The 24350-nt window shown below is 49.0% G+C and carries 23 protein-coding genes and 1 pseudogene; 12 read left to right on the forward strand and 12 right to left on the reverse strand.

Translation table 11 applies throughout. The features are described from left to right. Nucleotides 1–15: 15 nt before the first annotated feature. The 4 genes and pseudogenes from abc-f to A1sIIB106_RS02525 all read right to left on the reverse strand — a co-directional run bounded on the left by abc-f (nucleotide 16) and on the right by A1sIIB106_RS02525 (nucleotide 5042). Complete coding sequence (gene abc-f / locus A1sIIB106_RS02510; protein WP_095670940.1) at nucleotides 16–1614, reverse strand: ribosomal protection-like ABC-F family protein; 1599 nt, start codon at nucleotides 1612–1614, stop codon at nucleotides 16–18. 55 nt (nucleotides 1615–1669) lie between these two features. Then, nucleotides 1670–3181, reverse strand: a pseudogene (locus tag A1sIIB106_RS02515) (DNA gyrase/topoisomerase IV subunit A); the annotation flags it as partial. Nucleotides 3182–3206: 25 nt separating this feature from the next. Continuing rightward, entirely contained in the window at nucleotides 3207–4112 is a 906-nt protein-coding gene (locus tag A1sIIB106_RS02520; protein ID WP_095670942.1) for a carbohydrate kinase family protein, read from the reverse strand. 15 nt (nucleotides 4113–4127) lie between these two features. Then, nucleotides 4128–5042, reverse strand: coding sequence for a pseudouridine-5'-phosphate glycosidase (locus A1sIIB106_RS02525; RefSeq protein ID WP_223299417.1), 915 nt, complete (start codon nucleotides 5040–5042; stop codon nucleotides 4128–4130). Between the two features lie 32 nt (nucleotides 5043–5074). Between A1sIIB106_RS02525 and A1sIIB106_RS02530 the strand changes: the two genes are divergently transcribed. Next, nucleotides 5075–6178 carry an alkaline phosphatase family protein gene (locus A1sIIB106_RS02530; protein WP_095670944.1) on the forward strand — a complete coding sequence of 368 codons (1104 nt, stop codon included), beginning with the start codon at nucleotides 5075–5077 and terminating at the stop codon, nucleotides 6176–6178. Here A1sIIB106_RS02530 and sepH read toward each other — a convergent pair. Further along, nucleotides 6175–7083, reverse strand: a complete 909-nt coding sequence (sepH, locus tag A1sIIB106_RS02535) for a septation protein SepH (RefSeq protein WP_095670945.1) — start codon at nucleotides 7081–7083, stop codon at nucleotides 6175–6177. The two genes, A1sIIB106_RS02530 and sepH, sit on opposite strands and share 4 nt — an antisense overlap. 170 nt (nucleotides 7084–7253) lie before the next feature. On the opposite strand from sepH, the gene rplS reads away from it, so the two are divergent. The 7 genes from rplS (at nucleotide 7254) to era (ending at nucleotide 12862) form a co-directional block, all read left to right on the forward strand. Then, complete coding sequence (gene rplS / locus A1sIIB106_RS07235; protein ID WP_095677256.1) at nucleotides 7254–7799, forward strand: 50S ribosomal protein L19; 546 nt, start codon at nucleotides 7254–7256, stop codon at nucleotides 7797–7799. Nucleotides 7800–7813: 14 nt separating this feature from the next. Then, nucleotides 7814–8467, forward strand: a complete 654-nt coding sequence (gene lepB, locus A1sIIB106_RS02545; protein ID WP_095677257.1) for a signal peptidase I — start codon at nucleotides 7814–7816, stop codon at nucleotides 8465–8467. Between the two features lie 13 nt (nucleotides 8468–8480). After that, a complete protein-coding gene (locus A1sIIB106_RS02550; RefSeq protein ID WP_095677258.1) occupies nucleotides 8481–9086 on the forward strand; it encodes a ribonuclease HII in 606 nt (201 codons plus the stop codon). Between the two features lie 64 nt (nucleotides 9087–9150). Next, nucleotides 9151–9528 carry a YraN family protein gene (locus tag A1sIIB106_RS02555; protein WP_095677259.1) on the forward strand — a complete coding sequence of 126 codons (378 nt, stop codon included), beginning with the start codon at nucleotides 9151–9153 and terminating at the stop codon, nucleotides 9526–9528. Beyond that, nucleotides 9525–11045 (forward strand): YifB family Mg chelatase-like AAA ATPase, encoded by a 1521-nt coding sequence (locus A1sIIB106_RS02560; protein ID WP_095677260.1) that lies wholly within the window; start codon nucleotides 9525–9527, stop codon nucleotides 11043–11045. The genes A1sIIB106_RS02555 and A1sIIB106_RS02560 overlap by 4 nt, the downstream gene beginning before the upstream one ends. Continuing rightward, nucleotides 11042–11899 carry a DNA-processing protein DprA gene (gene dprA, locus A1sIIB106_RS02565; protein WP_095677261.1) on the forward strand — a complete coding sequence of 286 codons (858 nt, stop codon included), beginning with the start codon at nucleotides 11042–11044 and terminating at the stop codon, nucleotides 11897–11899. The genes A1sIIB106_RS02560 and dprA overlap by 4 nt, the downstream gene beginning before the upstream one ends. Nucleotides 11900–11944: 45 nt before the next feature. Next, nucleotides 11945–12862 carry a GTPase Era gene (gene era, locus A1sIIB106_RS02570; RefSeq protein WP_095677262.1) on the forward strand — a complete coding sequence of 306 codons (918 nt, stop codon included), beginning with the start codon at nucleotides 11945–11947 and terminating at the stop codon, nucleotides 12860–12862. On the opposite strand, the gene A1sIIB106_RS02575 is transcribed toward era, so the two are convergent. After that, entirely contained in the window at nucleotides 12859–13728 is an 870-nt protein-coding gene (locus A1sIIB106_RS02575) for a DMT family transporter (RefSeq protein WP_095677263.1), read from the reverse strand. The two genes, era and A1sIIB106_RS02575, sit on opposite strands and share 4 nt — an antisense overlap. 36 nt (nucleotides 13729–13764) lie before the next feature. Beyond that, complete coding sequence (gene glgA / locus A1sIIB106_RS02580; RefSeq protein WP_095677264.1) at nucleotides 13765–14931, reverse strand: glycogen synthase; 1167 nt, start codon at nucleotides 14929–14931, stop codon at nucleotides 13765–13767. A 71-nt stretch (nucleotides 14932–15002) separates the two neighbouring features. Here glgA and glgC point away from each other — a divergent pair, with 71 nt between their 5' ends. Then, a complete protein-coding gene (gene glgC, locus A1sIIB106_RS02585; RefSeq protein ID WP_095677265.1) occupies nucleotides 15003–16226 on the forward strand; it encodes a glucose-1-phosphate adenylyltransferase in 1224 nt (407 codons plus the stop codon). Here the strand turns inward: glgC and A1sIIB106_RS02590 are convergent, their stop codons facing one another. Together A1sIIB106_RS02590 and xylB are read right to left on the reverse strand one after the other, a co-directional pair. Next, entirely contained in the window at nucleotides 16227–17156 is a 930-nt protein-coding gene (locus A1sIIB106_RS02590; RefSeq protein ID WP_095677266.1) for an alpha/beta hydrolase, read from the reverse strand. Between the two features lie 7 nt (nucleotides 17157–17163). After that, nucleotides 17164–18588, reverse strand: coding sequence for a xylulokinase (xylB, locus tag A1sIIB106_RS02595; protein WP_095677267.1), 1425 nt, complete (start codon nucleotides 18586–18588; stop codon nucleotides 17164–17166). A gap of 98 nt (nucleotides 18589–18686) precedes the next feature. Here xylB and A1sIIB106_RS02600 point away from each other — a divergent pair, with 98 nt between their 5' ends. From A1sIIB106_RS02600 to A1sIIB106_RS02610, 3 genes are read left to right on the forward strand one after another with little or no spacing between them, the layout of a single operon-like run. Beyond that, the gene (locus A1sIIB106_RS02600; RefSeq protein WP_095670957.1) at nucleotides 18687–19712 is read left to right on the forward strand and encodes a 6-phosphofructokinase; all 1026 of its coding nucleotides are present in this window, start codon (nucleotides 18687–18689) and stop codon (nucleotides 19710–19712) included. A 41-nt stretch (nucleotides 19713–19753) separates the two neighbouring features. Beyond that, nucleotides 19754–21100 (forward strand): class II 3-deoxy-7-phosphoheptulonate synthase, encoded by a 1347-nt coding sequence (locus A1sIIB106_RS02605; protein WP_223299419.1) that lies wholly within the window; start codon nucleotides 19754–19756, stop codon nucleotides 21098–21100. 10 nt (nucleotides 21101–21110) lie between these two features. Continuing rightward, nucleotides 21111–21605 carry a methylated-DNA--[protein]-cysteine S-methyltransferase gene (locus tag A1sIIB106_RS02610; protein ID WP_223299420.1) on the forward strand — a complete coding sequence of 165 codons (495 nt, stop codon included), beginning with the start codon at nucleotides 21111–21113 and terminating at the stop codon, nucleotides 21603–21605. Here the strand turns inward: A1sIIB106_RS02610 and A1sIIB106_RS02615 are convergent. The 3 genes from A1sIIB106_RS02615 to A1sIIB106_RS02625 are packed head-to-tail and all read right to left on the reverse strand — an operon-like array spanning nucleotide 21582 to nucleotide 24349. Next, a complete protein-coding gene (locus tag A1sIIB106_RS02615; protein ID WP_095670959.1) occupies nucleotides 21582–22622 on the reverse strand; it encodes a threonine aldolase family protein in 1041 nt (346 codons plus the stop codon). The genes A1sIIB106_RS02610 and A1sIIB106_RS02615 overlap by 24 nt on opposite strands. Nucleotides 22623–22634: 12 nt before the next feature. Then, nucleotides 22635–23495 carry a DMT family transporter gene (locus A1sIIB106_RS02620; RefSeq protein ID WP_095677268.1) on the reverse strand — a complete coding sequence of 287 codons (861 nt, stop codon included), beginning with the start codon at nucleotides 23493–23495 and terminating at the stop codon, nucleotides 22635–22637. Next, nucleotides 23492–24349 (reverse strand): deoxyribonuclease IV, encoded by an 858-nt coding sequence (locus A1sIIB106_RS02625; protein WP_095677269.1) that lies wholly within the window; start codon nucleotides 24347–24349, stop codon nucleotides 23492–23494. Before A1sIIB106_RS02625 ends, A1sIIB106_RS02620 begins: the two co-directional genes overlap by 4 nt. Between the last annotated feature and the right edge of the window lies 1 nt (nucleotide 24350).

Genomic DNA, 24350 nt, shown 5'->3' on the forward strand with positions numbered 1-24350 from the left:
AGCTTTAATCAGGTTTTAATCAATAGAAACTAGATCGAAGTACTCGTCTTTCCAAATATCTTCATCGCCATCAGGCAGCAAGATCACGCGCTCTGGCTTAAGGGCCTGAACAGCGCCTTCGTCGTGAGAGACCATGATTACTGCGCCTTGATATTCACCAAGAGCGCCCAAGATCTCTTCACGTGAAGCGGGATCTAAGTTGTTTGTTGGCTCATCTAGCAAAAGAACGTTTGCGGCAGATACAACAAGAGTTGCGAGTGCTAAACGAGTTCTTTCGCCACCAGATAAGACCTTCACTGGCTTATGAACATCATCGCCAACGAATAAGAATGAACCAAGAACGTTACGGGCTTCTGGTTCGCGCAAGTCATCCTTGGAAGACATCATGTTTTCCAGAATTGTGCGATCAAAGTCGAGCATTTCATGTTCCTGGGCGTAGTAACCAAGTTTTAAGCCATGGCCATGTTCAACTTTTCCAGTATCGGATTCGAGTTGATTGGCAAGGATCTTTAGAAGAGTAGTTTTTCCAGCACCGTTAAGTCCCAAGATAACAACGCGTGAGCCCTTATCGATAACACAGGAAACGTCGGTAAAGATTTCAAGTGATCCGTAGTTCTTAGAGAGCTCTTCACCGGATAGGGGAGTCTTTCCGCAAGGTGCTGGTGTTGGGAAGCGAAGTTTGGCGACCTTATCCTTAACGCGAACGTCATCGAGTGAGGAACGAAGTTTCTCAGCGCGACGTAACATGCCTTGAGCGGCAGTTGCCTTAGAAGCCTTAGCGCGCATCTTCTCGCCCTGCTTCTGCAAGATTTCAGCTTTCTTTTCGGCGTTGGCACGCTCTTTCTTGCGGCGATGTTCATCTTGCTCGCGCTGCAAGAGGTATTGCTTCCAGCCCAAGTTATAAACATCGATCACGTTACGGTTGCCATCGATATAGAAGACCTTATTTACAACTTGTTCGATCAAGTTAACATCGTGAGAGATGATGACAAGTCCGCCTGAATAAGTGCTGAGGTAGTTGCGAAGCCAGATGATTGAGTCAGCATCTAAGTGGTTCGTTGGCTCATCCAGAAGCAGAGTTTCTGCGCCCGAGAACAAGATACGTGCAAGTTCGATACGACGGCGCTGACCACCAGATAGTGTGTCTAGTTGATTGCCAAAGACTGCTTCAGATACGCCAAGTGAAGTTGCGATCGCTTCTGCTTCAGATGTTGCGGCATAACCACCGGCTGCTTGGAACTCGGCATCGACGCGTGAGTAACGCTCCATCGCCTTTTCGAGTGCTTCACCTTCAGTTGTTGCCATCTCTTCTTCAACTTGGGTCATACGCGCTGCGATCTGATCTAATCCGCGCGCCGATAAAATTCTTTCAATAACAGTGCCTTGATCTTCGCCAGTGCGGGGATCTTGAGGCAGATAACCGATTTTGCCGGTGCGTTGTACTGCGCCACCTGCGGGGAGTGTTTCACCAGCAAGTACCTTGGCGAGCGTAGATTTTCCTGCGCCATTGCGACCAACGAATCCGATGCGATCTCCGTGGTTGATGCGAACATTTACTCCTGAGACCAGAAGTCGCGCACCTGCGCGTAGTTCAAGAGCACTTGTAGAGATCATTTGACGAAGTCTCCCACAGGGGAGAAGTTAAACGAAATTAAGCAGCGCCAATTCGTGTGCGACGCGGGGTAGCGAATGATTTTCCGACTGCAGTTAGCTCGGTTGCAACCTGCGCCTTGATATTTTCTTCAGATTTTAGAAGAGCGCTAAGCGCGGCGATAGTTGTTTTGAGTTCTTTCTGTTCAGTCTCAAGTTCGAGTTTGCTCATCTTGGTCAAACGACGAAGCGGCATGTCGAGGATATAAGTTGCTTGTTCATCATTTAACTTAAAGTCCTTGATCAACTTCTCTTTGGCAGCGGCTGCATCATCGCTACCGCGAATAATCTTGATTACCTTATCGATATCAATGATCGCCTTAAGCAGACCATCGACCATTGATAGGCGACCTTCGGCCTTGGCTTTGCGATATTCAGAGCGACGACGTACAACTTCGATGCGGTGATCGATAAAGACTTGTAGCAATTCCTTAAGTCCAAGAGTTTGTGGGCGACCCTTAACCAAGGCAACAGCGTTAATGGCGAAGGCATCTTCCATCGGAGTTAACTTATAGAGCTGTTCTAGAACTGCCTCTGGTTCAAAGCCGTTCTTTAGCTCGATAACTACGTTGGTTCCGGTCTGGCCATCAGTTAGATCGATGATGTCTGAAATACCTTGAATCTTCTTCGCCTTAGCAAGATCTGCAATACGTTCAACAACTTTTTCAGGGCCGATGTTAAATGGAAGTTCCTTAATGGTGATACCCATCTTGCGAGAGGTAACTTTGCTGATTTCAACAGATGCGCGAACCTTAAATGAACCCTTACCGGTGGCATATGCCTCGCGTACGCCTTCGGCGCCAACGAGTTCTCCGCCAGTTGGAAAGTCTGGCCCAGGGATGTGCTTCATCAACTGATTAAGCGTCGCCTTAGGGTTATCAATTAAGAACTTAGTTGCAGCGATAACTTCACCTAGGTTATGTGGCGCCATATTTGTCGCCATACCAACTGCGATACCTGAACCGCCATTTACCAAAAGGTTTGGATACGCGGCAGGAAGAACAAGTGGCTCAAGCAATTGGCCGTCGTAGTTTGGACCAAAATCAACGGTGTCTTCATCGGCTTCAGCAACCATCGCCATTGCAGCGTTGGCTAGACGAGCTTCGGTGTAACGCATCGCTGCAGGGCCAGAGTCGAGTGAACCAAAGTTTCCGTGGCCGTCGATTAGTGGAACCTGCATTGAAAAAGATTGCGCCATACGAACAAGTGCATCGTAAATCGCTGAGTCACCGTGTGGGTGCAACTTACCCATTACTTCACCGACAACACGTGCGCTCTTCACATGGCCGCGCTCTGGACGAAGACCCATATCGGCCATCTGGTGCAAGATGCGGCGGTGAACTGGCTTTAAACCATCGCGCGCATCAGGAAGTGCTCGTGAGTAAATAACTGAGTATGCATATTCAAGAAATGATTCTGACATTTCAGATGAAACATCGATATCTACAATCTTGCCGGGATATTCACCGGGCTTTGGACCAACGACCTTCTTCGCCTTGGTCGATGCTGCGGCTTTCTTTGCTGTTGCCATGCGCGCATTCTGCCAAGATAACTAGCTAAATCGCGGTACCTACACGCGGTCTGCCGCCGACGATTGCAACACAACCTGCCGCTAACTCTCCACCTGCCTGTAAAGCAGCGGTTAAATCGTGGTTCATCGAATATGAGGCGATAAATCCGGCGGCAAAACTATCTCCAGCCCCTGTTGTATCAACAACGGTAGCTGCAACTGCAGGAAGGCTAATGGAATCAAAACCGCGTGCTTTGGCGATAGCGCCAGCAGAGCCGCGTTTAATTACGACAACCTGCGAGAAATCAAGCAGGTAATCAAGAGCGCGTTCAATATCAACTGAGCCAGTTAAGTAAATCGATTCTTCTTCATTTAGGAATAAAACATCCATCATTGAAAACCAGTTATGTAACTCTTTATCTGCAACATCTTTCATCGCACCAACAGATGCGGGATCAAAATAAATCGGTAGCCCATCTGCCTTGATCTTCTCAATCATCGCTAAAACACCATCACGGGCTAAGGGATTGAGAAGCGCGTAACCAGAGATGTAAACAGCTTGAAATGAACCCAGATCAGGTAGGTCTGTCACGGTTAGTCGTGAATTTGCACCTTTATCCGGAAACATAGTGCGCTCACCTGATGAGTCAACAAGAACTACAACAACGCCGGACGTTTCACCTGGAATTATTAGATCTCCATGGTTTACGCCTAAGGCATCGAATTCTGCAACGATCGCAGCACCTGCTGGATCATCTCCAACGTGGCTAACGATTGTGCTCCGTGCATCGGTACGAGTTAGCCAAGCGGCGACATTTCCTGCGGCTCCACCACTGCTGGTGCTGATGCGGCTTGCGGTATCGCTACCGAAATTAATTTTTTGGGGAGAAACGTTTATGCGGGCGATGACATCGAGCATTACATCGCCGATACACAGAACGTTAATTGTCATTTAAATACCTAAGAGTTAGTGCTGCTGCTTAGCAACGGCGATATCAGCGGCAAGTGCTGAGTTCGATTTAATAATTTCGATATTTACTGAAAGCGATTCGCCTTCGCTGGCGGTGTGGAAATGCTCGAGAAGGAAAGGAGTTACCGCCTTGCCGACAATCCCCGCTTTACGTGCACCGGCTAGTCCGCTCTTCAAAATCGCATCATGGCGCTTGCGATCCATCTCGTGCTTTACCGGATTTGCGACAACCAACGCGCTCTTATTGGTCTTTAGCGCCTCACGTGAGTGAATGATTTGTGCGATCTCGGTAGCGCTTTCCACGCGATGTTCGATTGTAAAACCAGAATCAGTTAGGTAGAAACCTGGAAAGGCCGTTGTCTTATATCCAACTACGCCAATGGCTAGTGTTTCTAAACGCTCTAACGTTGCTGCCACATCGAGAATCGATTTAACACCAGCACATACAACAGTGATATCTAATTGTGAAAGCGCCGTAAGGTCGGCAGACTCATCAAAAGTTTCATTGGCATCGCGGTGAACTCCGCCCAAACCACCAGTTGCAAAGACTCGGATTCCAGCAAGTGCGGCTAAATGTGCTGTTGCAGCAACTGTTGTCGCTGCGCTCTTCTTGCTCGCCGAGATAATGGCCAAGTCGCGACTAGATGCCTTAGCGATGTCATCGCGATTAGCAATTGCCTTTAATTGGTCATCGGTTAAGCCAATATGAACAACTCCATCGATTACCGCAATAGTTGCTGGAACTGCGCCATGATCACGGACGATATCTTCGACTTCACGCGCTACCTCTAAATTTTGTGGGCGCGGCAGACCATGACTGATGATCGTTGATTCGAGTGCAACTATTGGTTTTCCTTCAGCCAGCGCTGCAGCAACTTCGGGCGATGGAGTAAAAGGCATACGGTGGCTCATAAGCCCAACCTTACCCGTGAGAAGATACCTCCGTGCATCTCTCGCAAATCACTCCTTCGCTCTTTGCCAGCCTAGGTTTAGCCGATGCCAGTGATCAAATAAATTGTGGTGCTAGCCCCAACGGCCGCGAACTTCTCTTTCTTGTAGATGGCTTAGGCGCAGATGCAGTTGAAAAGTTTTCTAGCTATATCCCAACACTTTCCGCGCTGATTCGCCACGGCGCTGTGCGCACTTCGTTTCCTTCAACGACGGCGACAAGCCTGGCAACGCTAACTACAGGTGTTAATCCCGGAACCCACGGAATGTTGGGTTACACCGTGCAAGTTCCACGCAGTGGTGGTCGCATTCTTAACTCACTTAAATGGGATGAACGCGTTGATCCAACAATTTGGCAACCTGTCCCGACTTTATTCGAGCGCGCAACGGCTGCAGATATCAACGTTACCCATGTTGCGGCAAAGCGTTATGAAGATACTGGTTTCACGCGCGCAGTCTTTCGCGGTGCAAATTACCGCGGCGCCAATATCCACGAAGATTTAGTTACCGAAACTGTTGAGGCGTTAAAGAAGACGCCATCATTTGTTTATCTCTATGTAAATGAACTAGATGTTGCTGGCCATAGCGATGGAGTAGGTTCAGAGAAATGGTTGGCTGCTCTTGTTGCAATCGATCAGCTAGTTGCGAACTTACTGAAAAAACTTCCACGTAAAACCAGGCTTTGGTTAACTGCCGATCACGGCATGATCAATGTCGGAGAAAAGATAGTTATTGGCCAAGACAATGACTTAGCCACTGATATCGCAACGATTGCCGGCGAGCCTCGTGCGCGCCACCTTTATTTGGCAGATGGCGCTCCGCTTAGCGCACATAAAGAAGTGGCATCGCGCTGGGAAGAATATTTGGGGGAGAAGGCCACTATTTATTTACGCGATCAAGCGATCGCAGCAGGGCTCTTTGGTAGCGATGTCTCACTTGATGCATCAGATCGCATGGGTGATGTAATCGCAATCGCACATGGCGAAATGATCTTGATCGAAGCCGAACGCGAAAAACAAGAAGGCGCAATGGTTGGCCACCATGGCGGAGCAACAGATATTGAAAGCTTTGTACCGCTGCTAACTCATGTAACGAGTTAGTTTTCGGGGGTTGGTTCCTCGGTAGTTTTACGGCCAAACATAATTTCATCCCATGAAGGAACTTTGGCGCGTGCAGTAATTCCATCTTGGCTATCGCCAGGTGCAGGGGTCTCGCGAATTGAAACCAATCGTGGTGTTTCACGGCTTACTTCTGCTTCAAATTCTTCATCTGTCGGATCGTTATCTGGAAGATCATCAAGGATGGAAGAGATGCTGCGCACTGGTGCGCTATCGATACGAATTGGTTCGCGTGGTTCTGTGCGTTCTTCAATACGTGAAGGATGTGATGGCTCAGCATAAACCAAACCAGGTTCGATACGGCGTACAGGTGCTGCTTCACCGGTCATCCACGCCGCGTTGTCATCGAGCGGAGTAATTGAACGGCGATGGGTATCAAATGAGAACTGTGCAGATCCAACGCCATCGCGGTTTGGATAGTGGAGTTCGATTGTCCAACTGCCATCTTCTAAACGCCAGGTGTTCCAATCGATCGCATCGATATCTACGCCGCGTGGTGCAAGTTTTGAAATAACGATGTCGAGAAATGTTGGCGCATCTTTAGCGGTCTCTTTACCATCGCGACGTGGAGTCAGACCATGTACTTGATCGATAATAAATAAACGCTCTTGCAGAATTGGACCAGAAAAACGTTCGACTTTATCTACTGAAATATTTCCATCGCGTGCAATTACTTCCATAGTTTCGCCTGCGCGCAGACGACGTTGAATCTCTTTAACGCTCATCACTTCGTTCTCGTCGCCAACTGGGACTGAAGTCAAACGTGGTTGGTTTACCGTGGCGCGCAAAGTGTCGCTGATTCGCAAAGTGTGTTCATTTCCATCGTTGTCGGTGAGCGCTAGATGCACCCCATCTGGGGTCTTGCCGGTTAGGCGTAGCTCACTCATGTGGGCGAGAATACCCGCAGCGGGTGAGAAAGTCGGGCAGGGTGAGCCCCTGGCTGAGCGGGGGGAAGTAGCCGATTTACGCTCGGCGCCCCTTCTATGGCAAGATACGCAGTCTGCGCGACACTTTTAGTTGCGCTTGTAAACGCTTAAAAATAGATGAGGACCTTACGATGAATATTCTTGATGCCGTTGATGCGAAGTCACTTCGCCATGACGTCCCACAATTTCGCGCTGGAGACGAGTTAAAGATCCACGTCCGCGTTATCGAAGGTAGCAAGAGCCGTATCCAGGTCTTCCAAGGAATCGTTATCCGTCGCCAAGGTGATGGCGTTCGCGAAACTTTCACAATTCGTAAGGTCTCTTACGGCGTTGGAGTAGAACGTACCTTCCCAGTACACACACCAGTTATTGAAAAGATCGAACTCGTAAAGAAGGGCGATGTACGTCGCGCCAAGCTTTACTACCTCCGCGATCTTCGCGGTAAGGCTGCCAAGATTCGCGAAAAGCGCGATGGCATCGAAGGTTACGGCGATGGAATCCTTTCAACTCCTGAGAAGGAAGTAATCGTTGAGGCGCCTGCTGCCGTGGTTGAAGAAGTAGTTGTTGAGGCTCCAGTGGCGGAAGCAGTGGTTGAAGCTCCAGTTGCTGAAGCAGCAGTTGAAGAAGTTGTGGTTGCGGAAGATGCACCAGCAGCTGAAGACAAGCCTGCTAACTAAGTAACTCTTCTCTAATGCCACGCAAGGGCTCGCTATTACGCGAGTTACCTATTCTGGTTGTTGTCGCGCTCGCAGTTTCGCTCGTCATCAAATCATTTCTAGTTCAGTTCTTCTATATCCCTTCTGGGTCGATGGAGAACACCCTTCAGATCAATGATCGCGTTGCGGTAAATAAAGTCCCTTTCATTAGCAAGTCAATCAATCGCGGAGATGTAGTTGTCTTTCGCGATCCAGATAACTGGCTACCTGAGCCATACAGCGCAGATGGAAATAAATACATAGCCAAGATTAAAGAAGGCTTTGTTGCCGTTGGCGTTCTACCAAATCCAGCAAAGCAATATCTGGTTAAGCGAGTAATTGGCGTTGCCGGCGATAAAGTCGAATGCTGTGCCAAGAATAAGAAATTAATGATCAACGGCGTTGAAATTGATGAGCCATATATCTTCGCGGGAAATACACCTAGCGATACTAAATTTAATGTCACCGTACCTGAAGGCAAGATCTGGGTAATGGGAGATCACCGTGGCGCCAGCGCTGATTCACGTTTCCATCAAGACGATATAAATCAAGGAATGGTGCCAACTTCTAAGGTAACCGGGCGCGTTATCGGAATTATCTGGCCAATTAAGAATTTTGGATTAGTTGGCTCTTACTCTTCGCTTAAGTAGCTAGTTGCTTTAAATGGTGAAGGTAATTGAATCGCTGCTAATTGAAGCAGGTATCACGCCACTTGCCGGAGTAGATGAAGCAGGACGCGGTGCATGCGCCGGACCCCTAGTAATTGCATCAGTAGTGCTCGCCGATCCCTTTGCACCAGAGTTAGCAAAAGTTCGTGATTCAAAAGATGTATCTGAATCAGAGCGAGAAAAGTTATTTGATCTCGTAACATCTACAGCGCTTTCTATTAGCGTGATAACTGTGCCAGCGGCCGAAGTTGATTCTCGCGGTGTGCACGCGGCAAACCTCGATGGCATGCGCCGTGCGGTGCAGGGCTTATCGGTCACACCTAACTACGTGCTTACAGATGGTTATGCCATTGAAGGTTTAGCGATTCCCAATGTGGCAGTTTGGAAAGGCGACCAAGTCGTTACATGCATTAGCGCTGCTTCAATTATCGCTAAAGTTACTCGTGACCGCATAATGCGCGAATTAGATACTGAATTCCCAAATTATGGCTTTGCCAAACATAAGGGCTATATCACCAAAGTCCACACCGAAGCGTTGCAAGAACACGGCCCGTGTATAGAACACCGCCGCTCTTTCGCAAATATTGCAGTGCTCCTTTAATTATTACCCACAAGCGCTTTCAGCTTTGGATTAACTGTCTGGACCTTTCTCTAACCTGCGCGCCATGGGCAAAGTAGGCGAGAAGAAGAACAATCAAAAGACTGGTGCATTTGGCGAACAAGTAACCGCTGATTACTTGATTGCACGTGGAGACGAGATTCTGGACCGCAATTGGCGAGTGCGCGAAGGCGAGATAGATCTGGTTTCGCTAAGTAGCGATGGCGTTTTTCACTTTATCGAAGTAAAGACTCGTTCATCACTTGCCTTTGGCCACCCCTTTGAGGCAATCAATCGCGATAAAGCCCATCGCATGCAACGTTTAGCACTTGCTTGGCTGGCTACCCATGGATGCTTAGGTTGCGAATACGCGATCGATGTTGTGGCTGTTCTTATTGCAGTCGATGGAACACATACCTTGGAATATCGAGGGGCGATCCTATGAGCCTTGGTCAAACGACTTGTGTTGCTCTGCATGGCCTCGACGGTGCGATTGTCACTGTTGAAGTAGATATCGCTGATGGCCTGCCGATGTATTCGCTACTTGGATTACCGGATGCGGCGCTTAACGAATCTCGCGATCGAGTACGTGCAGCGCTAATTAATTCAAATGAAGTCTGGCCCAACAAGAAAGTAACTGTCTCGCTATCGCCTGCTTGGTTACCAAAGAGCGGTTCGGGTTTTGATCTATCTATTGCGCTAGCGATTTTGATCGCTCATGGTGCGCTGCCGCAAGAACCACTCGAAGACGTTGTTATCTTGGGCGAGCTGGCACTTGATGGTCGTATCCGTTCGGTGCGCGGAGTACTGCCAGCGCTAATTGCGGCATATAAATCAGGGATCAAAAGGGCTCTTGTTTCGCCAGAAAATTATGGGGAAGCATCGCTCATGACACAGATGGAGATCTTAACTTTCCCAAACCTGGCACAAGTTCTACGTTTCTTGCGAACCGGAGAAATTACATCTGCGCCGCAACTTGATCTAGAACTTTCAGTAGAAGAAGTTCAACCTGATTTCTCCGATGTTGCAGGTCAAACACGTGCTCGATTTGCAGCAGAGGTAGCAGCAAGTGGGGGACACCATTTGCTCTTGATCGGTCCACCAGGTGCGGGTAAGACAATGATCGCAGCGCGGCTGCCAACTATCTTGCCCGCACTTGGTATTGATCAAGCACTTGAAGTAACAGCAGTTCATTCAATTGCGGGTTCTCTTGGAACTCGTTCGCCAATGTCTTTAGTTGCGCCAATAGTTTCGCCTCATCACAGCGCATCACGCGTTGCCATGGTTGGCGGTGGATCGCATGCGATAAAGCCAGGTGCTTGTTCGCTGGCACACCACGGAGTTCTCTTTATCGATGAAGCCCCCGAATGCGCAGTTGGAGTTTTAGATTCACTCCGCCAGCCGTTGGAATCCGGCACGATCACGATTGCACGTAGCGTTGGCAGCATTACCTTTCCCGCACAATTTCTCTTGGTGCTGGCTGCCAATCCTTGTCCATGCGGAAAGTTCTCCGGTAAAGGTCGGGCATGTATCTGTTCCTCACTTGCGGTGCGGCGCTATCTCGGAAAGCTATCTGGACCTTTGATGGACCGAATTGATATGCGCGTGCAAGTTGAACCAGTTAGCCGAACTGAAATGGCGCAGACCGAACTCGGTGAAAGTAGCGCAGTAATTCGCGATCGGGTAGTTGCCGCAAGAGCTACTGCAGAAGAGCGATTTGCGAACGAGAGTTGGAAGTTGAATTCGCAGATCCCATCTCGGGCACTGCGCACGACATATAAACCTGAACGCGCTGCCATGAATTTTCTCCACGACCAATTAGAGAAAGAGTTGCTCACTGCGCGCGGATTACACAAGATCATCCGCCTTTCGTGGACTCTGGCAGATCTTGCCGGCCACACAATTCCGAACCTTGCTGATGTGCAACGCGCTCACCAACTACGAGAGGGATCAGAGTTATGAGAGATACCCAGGCCCGGCTGGCACTCTTTGCCGCCATTGAAGGTGGACATGTTTTCTGGAGCCAAGAGATCGCAACTTATGGTTCTGATCATGTCTATAAGAAGTTAATAGAAGGAGGTTATGACGGAGTTAAATTCGGAAAGACGATAGACCGATTGCGCGCTCTTAAGGTAGACGAAATTGCCAAAAGCATTGAAAGCGCAGGTGCGATCTTCTTAACGCCAGAAATGGCGCAATGGCCCGAGCAATTAAATGAACTCGCTGCGCCACCAATCGGTTTAATTGTGAAAGGTGATATTGATGTATTGCAAGAACGAGGTCTCGCAATTGTCGGAACGCGCAATCCCACGCCTTATGGAATCCGTAATGCTGGAGATTTCGCTGCTGGCTTTGTAGATCGCGAATGGACGATTATCAGCGGTGGTGCATATGGGATTGATTCAGCAGCACATAAAGGTGCGCTTATTGCCGAAGGATCAACAGTTGCGGTGCTTGCTGCTGGAATAGATGTTGCATACCCGGCAGGAAATGCTCGGCTATTTGCTGAAATCTGCGAGAACGGTGCACTGGTCTCAGAAGTTATTCCTGGCGCCCATGCAATTCCGTCACGTTTTCTAACGCGCAATCGAATAATTGCCGCGCTTTCACAAGCAACCTTGGTAGTTGAAGCCGCCTTTCGTTCTGGCTCACTTCGAACCGCACGCGATGCCGCAGAGCTAATGCGTCCGGTAATGGCTATACCTGGGCCGATAAGTGCTCCAACATCTGAAGGCTGTCATCGCTTAATCGGCGAACGCGCCGCTGAGTTGGTTACATCTGTTGGAGATGCGATCGAGTTGATTTCTACCCTTTAAAAATTTGGTTTAGGCAATGCACGCGCTTAATGAGAGAATAAGCGCATGAGTGAATTCCGTTCGGGCTTTGTCGCAATTGTCGGCCGCCCTAACACCGGAAAATCAACTCTCATCAACGCACTTGTCGGTAGCAAGATCGCGATAACTTCACCGCATCCCAACACCACGCGCCATGCGATCCGTGGCATCGTAAACCAACCAACTTTTCAAGCAGTGCTGGTTGATACCCCAGGTATCCATAAGCCAAAGACTCTGCTCGGCCATCGCCTAAATGCAGTTGTCGGCGAGAGCATGGATTCAGTAGATATCGTTTTGATGTGCCTGCCAGCAGATGAAACTTCTGGGGGAGGAGATGTATTTCTTGCCCAAGAGATTGCTAAACACCCGCGCGCTAAGAAATTCGCACTAGTTACTAAGACAGATTTAATCTCTAAGGAGAAATTGGCCCTGCGTCTAGCCGGAATCAACGATCTCGCTAAGGGATTTACATGGGATGAGATCGTTCCGATCTCTGCAGCGATACATTCACAGATCGATTTATTAGCTGAGTTAATTGGTAAAAGCCTGCCGGTTGGCCCAGCCTTCTATCCCGAAGGAATGAAGAGCGATCAAGATCAGCAGCAGTTGATCTGCGAGTTAATTCGCGAAGCTGCCATGCGCGATGCCCGTGAAGAACTTCCACACTCGATTATGGTGACAATCGATGAGATGTCAGAGCGCGATGAAAAAGGCTCACGACCATTCTTTGATATTCACGCAACTATCCACGTGGAACGCGATTCACAGACCGGAATCATCTTGGGCCATAAAGGCGAGAGATTGAAAGATATTGGAATGCGTGCACGTGCAGATATCGAACGCGAACTTAACGCGCGAATCTTCTTAGGGCTACATGTAAAGGTATCTAAAGAATGGCAGCGCGATCCTAAGTTGCTGCAGCGTTTGGGATTTGGCGAAAACTAAGCGCTTGTTCTGCGGCTTGCTAAATATGAGCCGATCAAAACCAGAGGTAGTCCAACAATAATTCCAACGGTTAGCGGTTCATTTAAAATAATTACGCCAAGAACCACTGCAAAAGCGGTATTCATATAAGTAACCAGCGATGCGCGGGTAGGCCCGATCTCAGCCATCACTGTGAAGAAGACAGCAAATGCGATTCCGGTAGATAAGACTCCGAGTGCGATCAGCGAATAAATCGCCTCATTGCTTATTGCGTGATCTGGCCAGAAGAAGAGCGCTGGTGCATAAAAGACTGCAGTAATCACCATGGCGATACCGTTGATCGCAATGCCCGATCCATCAGGCATCTTGCGCGTAATGTAGATAACGGCAAAGGCGTAACCGATAGATGCGGCGATGACCATCAAGATTGATAGCGGATCAGATGAACCGGTGATGCTCTCAATACCGACAAGTAAGAAGACGCCGAGAAAACCGATAGCGATTCCGAACAAGCGCTTTGGTTGCCAGACAGATTTATCACCGTAGCGAGATGCAATTAGCGTCGAAAAGATAGGTACTGAGGAAACGAGCAAACCAGCTAGCCCAGATGAGATCTTCTGCTCTGCTGTTCCGATCAGAATCCACGGACCAACCATTTCAAAGAGGGCATAGACGGCTATGAAGCGCCAATGCTTAATCGCGGAAAAGAAAGTTTTGTCGTAGATCGCAATTGGAATCAGAACTAGCGCTCCGATAAATACACGACCGAAGACGACGATGGCGGGAGTGAATCCGTCTTGCGGATCAACTGCGACCTTAATAAATAAATACGGGATACCCCAAAGAAAGCCAGCCAAGATAAAGAGGATCAAATTACGGCGCGACATGAGTCGGGGTGCTCCAGTGCTAGAAAGTGTTTTTAATTAACGCAGCACGCTGCGATAGAGCGCAATAGTAGCCTGTGCAACGGCATCCCAGCCAAAGTGTGTTGTGGCGCGTTCGCGACCTGCGTTTCCATAACGCTTAAGTAGTTCTGGATCTGCCAATAAACGAGTAATCGCTTGCGATAAATCACGCTCAAATTTGGCGTGATCTTCGGTGTAATCAACTAATTCACCAGTTTTTTGATGATCGACAACTTCTGGAATGCCACCAACCCGCGATGCCAGAACCGCGGTTTGGCATCCCATCGCCTCTAAGTTAACGATTCCGAGTGGTTCATAAATTGAGGGACATAAGAAGAGTTCGGCTTGAGTTAATACAGCCGTTAACTCATCGTGCGGCAACATATCTTTGATCCACCAGATGTTGTTGCGAGTTTTCTGTAGTTCAGCAATTAGATCAGCAACTTCTGCGCCAATACCTGGTTCATCAGGGCTTCCGGCACAGAGCACCAAACCATATTCGGCAGGTACTGATTTCCAGGCGCGCAATAAATGGGCCAAACCTTTTTGTCTTGTTATGCGGCCAACAAATGTGGCGTAAGGACCAGTGATTCCATACTTTGCCAAAATAGATGGATCAGGATTTGGCGCAAACTTTGCAACGTCTACGCCATTGCGAATGGTGTGAACTTTACTTGGATCAACGCTTGGATAGGCGCTTAATACATCAGCGCGCATTCCATCGCTGACTGAGATAATTGCTGCCGCGCTTTCGTAAGCTGTCTTTTCCGCCCAAGAAGAAATCTGGTAACCACCACCGAGTTGTTCGGCTTTCCATGGGCGCAGGGGTTCAAGTGAATGCGCGCTAACAATGTGGGGGATTCCGTAAAGCAGTGATGCGGTATGTCCTGCCATATTTGCATACCAAGTGTGTGAATGTACGAGCTGCACGTTCTCAAGATTTGTTGCGATTGCCAGGTCTGTTGCGATCGCTTGAAGCGCAGGATTTGCAGTTGTGAAACCGCTGGGAACGTCATATCCAAAAGCGCCATCGCTGCGTTCTCCACCAAAGCAATGGACATCAACCTCAACACCGCTTATGGATCTAAGAGCCTGCGTCAATTGGAAGACATGGACACCGGCTCCGCCATAGACCTGAGGTGGCCATTCTTTGGTGACTATGCCGACTTTGAGATCGCTGTTCATACATCAGAGCCTAAACCAACTTGTCGCAATTTCTACTGTCGCGTTGGAAGTAACGCGAGTAGATTTAATCCATGAAGCGGAGAGAGCGACCACTAGGAATTGTCCTGGCAGGTGGCGAAGGCAAGCGTTTAATGCCGCTGACCGCAGATCGCGCTAAACCTGCAGTGCCATTCGGTGGCTCCTACCGATTAGTGGATTTTGTACTATCCAATTTAGTAAATGCCGAGATGCGCAAGATCGCTGTTCTGACTCAATACAAATCTCACTCTCTCGACCGCCACATAACAACTACTTGGCGCATGAGCACTTTGACTGGCAATTACATAACGCCAGTTCCTGCACAACAACGCCTTGGACCTCGTTGGTACACCGGCAGCGCAGATGCAATCTTGCAGAACTTCAATTTAATTCACGATGAAAATCCAAACCATGTTCTTGTCTTTGGTGCGGACCACGTCTATCGCATGGATCCAGACCAGATGTTTGAGGCGCATATCGAATCTGGTGCGGGTGTAACTATCGCCGCTATCCGTATGCCGCGCGCTGAAGCGCACGACTTTGGTGTAATTGAATTAGCTGACGATGGAATCTCAATTAAAGCATTCCACGAAAAGCCATCGGACCCACCTGCCATGCCAGGTCACCCTGATCTATGTTTAGTTTCAATGGGAAATTACATCTTCCGCCGCGATGTTATGGAAGAAGCGTTAATTCTGGATTCTGAAGATCTAGAAAGTCGCCATGATCTGGGCGGAAACATAATTCCGATGCTCACCGCCAATGGCAGTGCAAAGGTTTATGACTTTGCAAATAACGTAGTGCCGGGTGAAACTGAACGCGATAAAGGTTACTGGCGTGATGTGGGTTCAATCGATGCTTATTACGATGCTCATATGGATCTAGTCTCGATCCATCCAATTTTTAATCTCTACAACCGCGAATGGCCTCTGCTCACCAATCCACCATCACTTCCACCTGCAAAATTTAGCGAAGGTGGTATCGCTCAGGATTCAATCGTTGGTGCAGGTTCCATCATCGCTGGCGGCCATGTAAACCGCACTGTTATCTCTCATGATGTACATGTCGGAGCCGGCGCATTTGTAGATGGATCCGTGCTTATGCCATCGGTAAAGATCGGTGACAAGGCGGTTATCCGCAGTGCAATCTTGGATAAGAATGTAGTTGTTGAACCAGGTGCGCAGATCGGCGTTGATTTAGAGCGTGATCGTGCTCGATTTACCGTATCGGATGCCGGAATCGTAATTGTCGGTAAGGGCGTACGAGTTACCCCTTAGTTATTTTTTGGTTCGCTCTGCAATTTCTTGAGCTGCAAAATCAAGTGCCAGATGTGAAGAAGGCGTTGCTGCAACGTTTGCAAAGAAGCCGTGGATCATTCCCGGAAATTCCTTGTAGATAAATTCTGCGCCGTCGTTTTCTAACTTGGCACAGTAATTCTCAGAGTCACTTACCAATGGATCGTATTGCGCGGTGATCACTATTGATGGGGCAACTCCTGCAAGAGACTTTGCGCGTATCGGTGCCGCGTATGGATTGTTATCGTGTTGGTTTCCTTGTAGATACTGATCCCAGAACCATTGCATCGCTTGCGTTGTTAAGCCGTAATCCGTTGCCGCCTCGATATAGGACTTTGTTGTGAAATCGCGATCCAGGCAAGGATAAACAAGTAATTGATAAGTTAGCGCCACGTTTTCATCACGCGCCTTTAAGGCAACAGCGGCAGCGAGATTTCCGCCAGCGCTATCTCCGCCAACGCCAACGCGATTCGGATCAATACCAATCTCCTGGGCGTGCGCTTTAACCCAGAGAAGTCCTGCATAACAATCATCAAAGGGCGCCGGAAATGGATGCTCTGGCGCTTTCTGGTAATTAACGCTGATAATTACCGAACCACTTTGATTTGCTAAGCGGTGCAGCGCTGCATCATAGATATCTAGAAAATTTAATACCCAACCGCCGCCATGGAAGAAGACCATGGCAGGGGCGTTCTGATCTTGGTTTGGGCGATAGATCCGTATTGGCAGATCTGCAGTTGGGCCAGGAATAAAGCGATTTGTCACGGAGAGAATTGGTTCTGGAACGCCTGCAAATGCAACGCGGCCTTGCGTCATTTCGCGAATAACTGCAACAGGTGCTTCCCAAACCTGCGGTAGCCCTGCAGCTTTTTGCTCCGCTAATTGCTTAACAATCTCTGGGGCTAATGTCATGACTTTATTAACTCCAATTCTCAGTGCAATCGCGCAACGTGCGATATCGCTCAACTACATCTGGTGTTGCAGTCGCAGATACTTTTTCAATCTTTCCAAGATCCCAAATAGGTGCGCTATCTCCACCAAGTAAGGCCCAAGCTGCTTGGCGGGCTGCGCCATTTGCTACATATTCTCCCGCTGGCGGAACAAGGACTTCTCGACCGAATAACGCCGCCGCAATTTGCGAAACCGCAGGGTTTTTCGCAGCGCCGCCAATCAAGATAATCCGTTTTACATTTACGCCTAACTTCTCCAGCGCATCAACGGCATCAACTAAACCGCAGAGCATTCCTTCAACCATCGCGCGGGCGATATCTGCCGCATTTGAGTTATTTAGATTCATTCCGCCGAATACACCTGTTGCATGTGGTCGGTTAGGAGTTCGCTCACCTTCGAAGTAAGGAAGCAGTGAAAGTCCATTGGCACCTGGCTTGGCGGTCAAGGCAAGTGCTCCAACTTCATCATGTGTTTTTCCAAGGATGCGAGTTGCTGCATCCAAGATGCGTGCTGCATTTAAGGTGCAGACAAGTGGCAAGAAACGACCAGTTGCATCAGCAAAGCCGGCAACTTGGCCAGATGCATCATGGGTTGGTGTCTCAGAGACTGCAAAGGCGGTGCCACTCGTTCCGAGTGATACGACAACATCTCCGGCTTGGGCCTGAATACCAAGTGCAGCGGCTGCGTTATCGCCTGCGCCTGGTGCAATTGGAATTCCAGATGGAGTTGTTCCGCCAAATTGCGCTGGTGAAATTATCTTAGGTAGATGTATTTCGCGATCAGTGCGTAGCACCTTTGCCAAAATATCGCGGCGATATTGCGAAGTTGTTGGATCGAAGTAACCAGTGCCCGATGCTTCGCTGCGATCTGAGAAAAGTTTTCCGAAATCTAGAGCCTCACCTTTAGCGTGCTGTATTTGCCAAGATAACCAGTCGTGGGGGAGAGCAACGCCTGCAACCTTTGCCGCGTTATCTTTCTCAGAATCTGCCAGCCAACGTAATTTTGTGGCGGTAAATGATGCAACCAATACCGAACCAATTTGTTTGGCGGTTTCTGCATTGCCGCCGAGTTCTTTATTCAGCGCAGTTGCGGCATCTGCAGAGCGAGTGTCATTCCAAAGAAGTGCATCACGAATTACTTTGCCTTGCGCATCTAGTGCAACCATTCCATGTTGCTGTCCACCGATTGAGATTGCTTCCACGCCATCTAGGCCACCAGCTGCAGCAATAGCGGTATCTAAGGCGCTGACCCAGTGTTCAGGATTTACTTCAGTGCCATCAGGGTGAGTAGCGCGGCCTTCTCGGACTAACTCGCCGGTAACGCCATCGCGGATGACGACCTTGCAAGATTGAGTAGATGAATCCACGCCCGCGATGAGTTTTTGGTTAGCCATGGGTAGAGGTTAGACTGTGCCTGTCAACGTTGACCACTTATTCTCAAGTCTAAAATTCATTTTGGCTTAGATTTATAATTTTTTGAACTGGAGTTTTCATGCGTATTGGCGTCCTTACAGGTGGCGGAGATTGCCCTGGTCTTAATGCGGTTATCCGCGCAGTAGTTCGTAAAGGTGTAAAGGAATACGGCCACGAGTTTGTTGGCTTCCGTGATGGCTGGAAAGGCCCACTCGAGAACTACACAATGGAGCTCAACCTTGAGACAACCCGCGGCATCTTGCCTCGCGGCGGAACTATTCTCGGTTCATCTCGTACCAACCCATTTAAAATTGAAAATGGCGTAGAACGCATCAAGCAGAACCTCGCTGATCAAGGCATCGATGCACTTATCGCAATTGGTGGCGAAGATACTCTCGGCGTTGCCACAAAGTTAGATGCACTTGGCGTAAAGGTAATCGGCGTTCCAAAGACGATCGATAACGACCTTAACAACACCGATTACACATTTGGTTTCGACACATCTGTAAACATTGCAGTTGAAGCGATCGATCGCCTTCACACGACTGCTGAATCACATCACCGCGCACTTATCGTTGAAGTTATGGGCCGCCATGCTGGTTGGATCGCACTTCACTCAGGTATCGCAGGTGGAGCCGCTTGTATCTTGATCCCAGAAGTTAAATTCTCTGTAGATAAGGTCTGTGAATGGGTCGAGTCACGCTTTAAGAGCAGCTATGCACCAATCATCGTTATCGCTGAAGGTGCGATTCCTCAAGATGGCGACATGATCACTAAGGATTCAGAGCTCGATGCTTTCGGTCACGTAAAGCTTTCTGGAATTGGCGAATGGCTTGCTAAGCAGATCGAAACCAAGACCGGCAAAGAGGCACGTACATCTGTACTCGGCCACATCCAACGTGGTGGAACGCCAACTGCCTTTGACCGCGTTCTTGCTACACGTTTTGGTTTGCAGGCGATCACCGCTGCATCTGAAGGCGACTGGGGCAAGATGGTTGCACTTCACGGAACAGATATCGTCCGCGTTCCGCTTGCAACAGCGACTGAGAAGCTCAAAACTGTTCCAATCGAGCGTTACAAGGAGTCAGAGATCTTCTTCGGATAATTCTCACCCGAGAAACAATCTGAGCAAACTACTCTTTAACCATGATGAATTCACTAGATACCCTCTTCACCCCTGGACTCGTTGCGGCGCAACAACCGCAGTGGCCAGGTGGTGTTGATGGCGCTCCAGTGAAATCCGCAGTTGCCCAACTGAAATCTTTTCCACCGCTGGTTTTTGCCGGTGAGTGCGATGACCTAAAGGCGAAGATTGCTGAAGCAGCTGCAGGGCGCGCATTCTGGTTACAAGGCGGAGATTGCGCTGAGACATTTGCAGCCGCAACTGCAGATTCAATTCGCAATCGCATCAAGACTATTTTGCAGATGGCCGCTGTTTTGCAGTACTACTCAAGCCTGCCAGTTGTAAAAGTTGGTCGTATGGCGGGGCAGTTTGCAAAGCCGCGTTCAAATGATTTTGAAACCCGCGGAGATGTAACCCTTCCTGCCTACCGCGGAGATGCTGTCAACGATCTCGAGTTTAATGAAGCATCTCGTACGCCAGATCCAGATCGCATGGTTCGCGTTTACAACACATCTGCCGCAACTCTTAACTTAGTTCGCGCCTTTACCCAAGGCGGATTTGCAGATCTGCGCCAAGTTCACGAATGGAACAAGGGCTTTATCCGCGATTCATCTGTTGGCGATCGCTACGAACAAATGGCGCGCGAGATCGGTCGCGCACTTGACTTTATGAAATCAGCAGGCGTCGACCCTGATTCATTTAAATCTGTTGATTTCTACTCCAGCCACGAAGCGTTGATCATGGAGTACGAGAAGGCGTTGACGCGCATCGATTCACGCACTCAACTTCCTTACGATGTTTCAGCACACTTCTTATGGATCGGCGAACGCACGCGTCAACTAGATGGCGCACATATTGATTTTGCAGCCAAGGTACGCAACCCAATCGGTGTAAAGCTCGGACCTAAGTCAACGGTTGATGATGCACTTGCCTTGATCGATCGCCTTGATCCAAATCGCGAGCCAGGTCGACTCACATTCATTACTCGCATGGGCGCAGGAAAGATCCGCGAAGCACTCCCTGCGTTAGTTGATGGCGTTACGAAATCTGGCGCACAAGTACTTTGGGTCTGCGATCCAATGCACGGTAATACCTTTGAGGCAGCAACTGGTTACAAGACCCGTCGCTTTGATGATGTTATGGATGAAGTTAAGGGATTCTTTGAAGTTCATAAGAGCCTTGGCACACATCCAGGCGGAATCCATATCGAGCTAACTGGTGATGATGTCACTGAGTGCCTCGGTGGCGGTGAGCAGATCTCTGAAACTGATTTAGCTACCCGCTACGAAAGCGCCTGCGATCCACGCCTTAACCACTCGCAGTCCCTGGAACTTGCCTTTTTAGTTGCTGAAATGTTGCGCGATCGCTAATTTAGCGGACGTGGCACTTCAGATTTCGCAATACAAATCTCCTATCGGGGTTCTAAATCTAATTGCTGACGATCAAATTCTTCTTGGGCTAAACCTTTCTAATGTGAAGGCCCTTAAAGATGGCCTTTCGCAGGAAGATTACGAAAAGGGCTTCAAGGAAGTTTCAAAAATTCCTGTCATCACAGACTTATTAGGCGATTACTTTGCCGGCGACATAGATGCGATCAATGGAATATCAGTCCGCCAACCTGGTGCGCCATTTTCACAGGCAGCGTGGAAAGCGATGCGCAAAGTTAAGGGTGGCAAAGTTCTTTCTTACGCTGATTTAGCAGATAACGCTGGATCGCCAGCTGCGGTGCGTGCAGCGGGCTCTGCATGTGCCAAGAATGCAATTGCACTCGTTGTGCCATGTCATCGAATAGTAAAAACTGGGGGAGCCCTCGGAAATTACGCGTATGGGCTAAGTAAGAAAGAGTGGCTATTACGCCACGAGAACGCGCTTTAATATTTCAATTGCAGCAGCGCATTGCTCGTCGTCAAAATCTAAATGAGTAACCAAGCGCGCATAATTTGGACCTAGCGCGCTAATCCAAAGTCCTGCTTCACGGCAACGCGTTGCGAGTTCTGCCGCTGTATATGGAGCGTTTGCTAAATCAAGTCCAACGATATTTGTCTCAACTAAAGCCGGATCAACAAAGGATTTATCTATGGCAGCGATGGCAACTGCCAACTCTTTAGCGCGGCGATGATCTTCTGATAAGCGAGCAATATTGTTATCGAGTGCGTAATGCGCAGCACCTGCGAGCAAGCCAACCTGGCGCATCCCGGCCCCGTAACGCTTGCGCCAGATACGCGCCTTGGTCACACGCTCTTTGGTGCTGAGCATTACTGAACCAATTGGCGCACCTAAACCTTTAGATAGGCAGACGCTGATCGTGTCGAAGTATTTTCCATATTCGTTGAAAGCAACGCCACTTGCAACGTGGGCGTTCCAGATACGTGCGCCATCTAAGTGCAGGGCAACGCCAATTTCATCTGCGCCTTTACGAAGCGCTTTGATTTGATCAAGTGGTTGGACAGTTCCGCCGCCAAAGTTATGGGTATTTTCCACTGCAATCGCGGTTGTTGAAACTAAGTAAGGACCCGAATTTGGGCGGGCGATTTCTAGCGCATCTTCGGCAACTAAGAGACCGTTCTTGGCGGGCCAAGTGCGCGTTGTTATTCCGCTAAATACTGCAGCAGCACCCAGTTCGGCGCGAACGATATGAGAATTAGTTTCTGCGATTAACTCTTCGCCAGGGGCAACAAGCATGCGAATAGCCAGTTGGTTGGCTAGCGATCCAGTTGGTGTAAACACACCTGCTTCTTTCCCAAAGAGCGCCGCAACTCGTTCTTCGAGCGAGTTAACAGTTGGATCATCGCTATAAACATCATCGCCAACTTCAGCACTTGCCATCGCTTGGCGCATCGCCTGTGATGGGCGAGTTACGGTATCTGAGCGAAGATCAATTGGGTTGGCCATGGCCTAAGCCTCTCACGCCTCTTTCATAACGATCAAATACATCGCGATCACAACCAAGATTCCGCCAATTGATACTTGAAGTGAGAGAGATTCTCCACCAAATACAACAGCGAAGAGCGCAGCAAAGACAACTTCCATCGTCAAGATAACTGCCACCTTGGTAGAACTCATATGGGCTTGCGACCAAGTTTGTACGATGAAGGCAACTGCGGTGCAAACAACCGCGGTGAAAATTACTACGCCCCAAACTCCGGCATCTGGCGGGGTTTCATAACCTTGTCCAAGAGAAATTACGCCAGTTAGGATCGCGCAAATCGTGAGTTGAACAACGGTAAGTGCATAGGCATCTAAACCTAAACTCCATTTACTCAAAGTAACGATATGCGCGGCAAAAGCGATAGCGCTAATGAAGACGAGCGCCTCACCAACCCCGACTGACCAGCCTTGTAGTGAAAGCAACGCAAGGCCAATTGTCGCCAGCACAACACAGAACCAAGTAAAAGATCTAATTCTCTCCTTTAAAAACACCGCTGCAATTAGCGGTGTTAGAACAACGTAGAGTCCAGTAACAAAACCTGTAATCGCAGCCCCGGTGCGAGCAAGTCCAAGAGTTTGGAATATATAACCAGAGCCTAAGAAGAGACCGGCTAGTGAGCCTTTCAAAATCAATTCGCGATTTAACTTCTGCAAGACACTTGGGCGCAGAATTACCATCGCAAGAACTGCCACCACAAAGCGTGTTGCTAGAAAACTATTTACTGCTTGGCGCTCGATCGCTGGTTTCATCAGAACGAAGGCTGCGCCCCAAGATGCTGAGACCGCTAGTAGCGCCCAAGGCGCGAGCTTTAACTGGAGTTGATGGCGCGCGCTCATCCACGTAAACCTTTTAGAAGTTCAACCTCTTTACCGTGCTCTGGTTCCATGCCAGGCGTCTCCAAAATTAGGGGAGCGTTCTTAACCGCCGGGTGCTTTAGTAACTCTTTAAAGGGATCTACACCGATAAAACCATCGCCAATGTTTTGGTGGCGATCTTTAAGCGCACCGCAGACATCCATCGAATCATTGGCGTGGATTAATTGGATACGTTCTGCGCCAGCGACTTCAACAAGTAAATCCAAAGTCTCTTTCATGCCACCTTTTTTAGCGATGTCATGGCCTGCGGCAAAGACATGGCAGGTATCAAGACAGATGCCAACTTTTGGATGGTACTCGAGAGCCTTTAAGTAATATTCCAGATCCTCTAACCGCTTAACAAGTGATTGTCCTTGGCCGGCAGTTGGTTCTAGTAGCAACATTGGAGCATCAGCAGTTAGCGCGTTAAGGATCGGCATCATCCCTTTATGGATTTGCTTCCATGCTTTATCAACAAAATCTTCATTAACGGCTGAGCCGGTATGAACTACAACGCCATGTGCACCAATCTCTTTACCGCGCTTAAGCGAGAACTCGGTAGATGCAAGTGAATTTTTATAAGTGCCTTCAGTTGGGGAACCGAGGTTGATTAGAAATGGTGCGTGTACATAAACCTCAAGATCTAACGCTGCTGCCTTTTCACGAAAGAGTGCATCTGCTTCATGGTTGGTCTCTGGCATTGCCCAGCCGCGTGGATTAGAGGTAAATACCTGGATCGCTTCGGCGCCGATAGTTTCGGCATATGCGATAGAGCGCTTAGCCATTCCACCGGTAGTCGGAGTATGTGCACCGATACGCGGTGAGGTTTTTGGCATT

Source organism: Candidatus Planktophila lacus (genome assembly GCF_002288325.1).
In the GTDB taxonomy this organism is placed as follows: Bacteria; Actinomycetota; Actinomycetes; order Nanopelagicales; family Nanopelagicaceae; genus Planktophila; species Planktophila lacus.

Bases quoted from the DNA above. Each gene is read 5' to 3' on its own strand.
- A1sIIB106_RS02555 (WP_095677259.1), top strand. From the start codon at position 9,151: ATGGGCAAAGTAGGCGAGAAGAAGAACAATCAAAAGACTGGTGCATTT.
- A1sIIB106_RS02620 (WP_095677268.1), bottom strand. From the start codon at position 23,495: ATGAGCGCGCGCCATCAACTCCAGTTAAAGCTCGCGCCTTGGGCGCTA.
- glgC (WP_095677265.1), top strand. From the start codon at position 15,003: ATGAAGCGGAGAGAGCGACCACTAGGAATTGTCCTGGCAGGTGGCGAA.
- A1sIIB106_RS02625 (WP_095677269.1), bottom strand. From the start codon at position 24,349: ATGCCAAAAACCTCACCGCGTATCGGTGCACATACTCCGACTACCGGT.
- A1sIIB106_RS02590 (WP_095677266.1), bottom strand. From the start codon at position 17,156: ATGACATTAGCCCCAGAGATTGTTAAGCAATTAGCGGAGCAAAAAGCT.
- lepB (WP_095677257.1), top strand. From the start codon at position 7,814: ATGCCACGCAAGGGCTCGCTATTACGCGAGTTACCTATTCTGGTTGTT.
- rplS (WP_095677256.1), top strand. From the start codon at position 7,254: ATGAATATTCTTGATGCCGTTGATGCGAAGTCACTTCGCCATGACGTC.
- A1sIIB106_RS02520 (WP_095670942.1), bottom strand. From the start codon at position 4,112: ATGACAATTAACGTTCTGTGTATCGGCGATGTAATGCTCGATGTCATC.
- A1sIIB106_RS02560 (WP_095677260.1), top strand. From the start codon at position 9,525: ATGAGCCTTGGTCAAACGACTTGTGTTGCTCTGCATGGCCTCGACGGT.
- abc-f (WP_095670940.1), bottom strand. From the start codon at position 1,614: ATGATCTCTACAAGTGCTCTTGAACTACGCGCAGGTGCGCGACTTCTG.
- era (WP_095677262.1), top strand. From the start codon at position 11,945: ATGAGTGAATTCCGTTCGGGCTTTGTCGCAATTGTCGGCCGCCCTAAC.
- xylB (WP_095677267.1), bottom strand. From the start codon at position 18,588: ATGGCTAACCAAAAACTCATCGCGGGCGTGGATTCATCTACTCAATCT.
- A1sIIB106_RS02615 (WP_095670959.1), bottom strand. From the start codon at position 22,622: ATGGCCAACCCAATTGATCTTCGCTCAGATACCGTAACTCGCCCATCA.
- A1sIIB106_RS02575 (WP_095677263.1), bottom strand. From the start codon at position 13,728: ATGTCGCGCCGTAATTTGATCCTCTTTATCTTGGCTGGCTTTCTTTGG.
- A1sIIB106_RS02605 (WP_223299419.1), top strand. From the start codon at position 19,754: ATGATGAATTCACTAGATACCCTCTTCACCCCTGGACTCGTTGCGGCG.
- glgA (WP_095677264.1), bottom strand. From the start codon at position 14,931: ATGAACAGCGATCTCAAAGTCGGCATAGTCACCAAAGAATGGCCACCT.
- A1sIIB106_RS02600 (WP_095670957.1), top strand. From the start codon at position 18,687: ATGCGTATTGGCGTCCTTACAGGTGGCGGAGATTGCCCTGGTCTTAAT.
- dprA (WP_095677261.1), top strand. From the start codon at position 11,042: ATGAGAGATACCCAGGCCCGGCTGGCACTCTTTGCCGCCATTGAAGGT.
- A1sIIB106_RS02550 (WP_095677258.1), top strand. From the start codon at position 8,481: ATGGTGAAGGTAATTGAATCGCTGCTAATTGAAGCAGGTATCACGCCA.
- sepH (WP_095670945.1), bottom strand. From the start codon at position 7,083: ATGAGTGAGCTACGCCTAACCGGCAAGACCCCAGATGGGGTGCATCTA.
- A1sIIB106_RS02525 (WP_223299417.1), bottom strand. From the start codon at position 5,042: ATGAGCCACCGTATGCCTTTTACTCCATCGCCCGAAGTTGCTGCAGCG.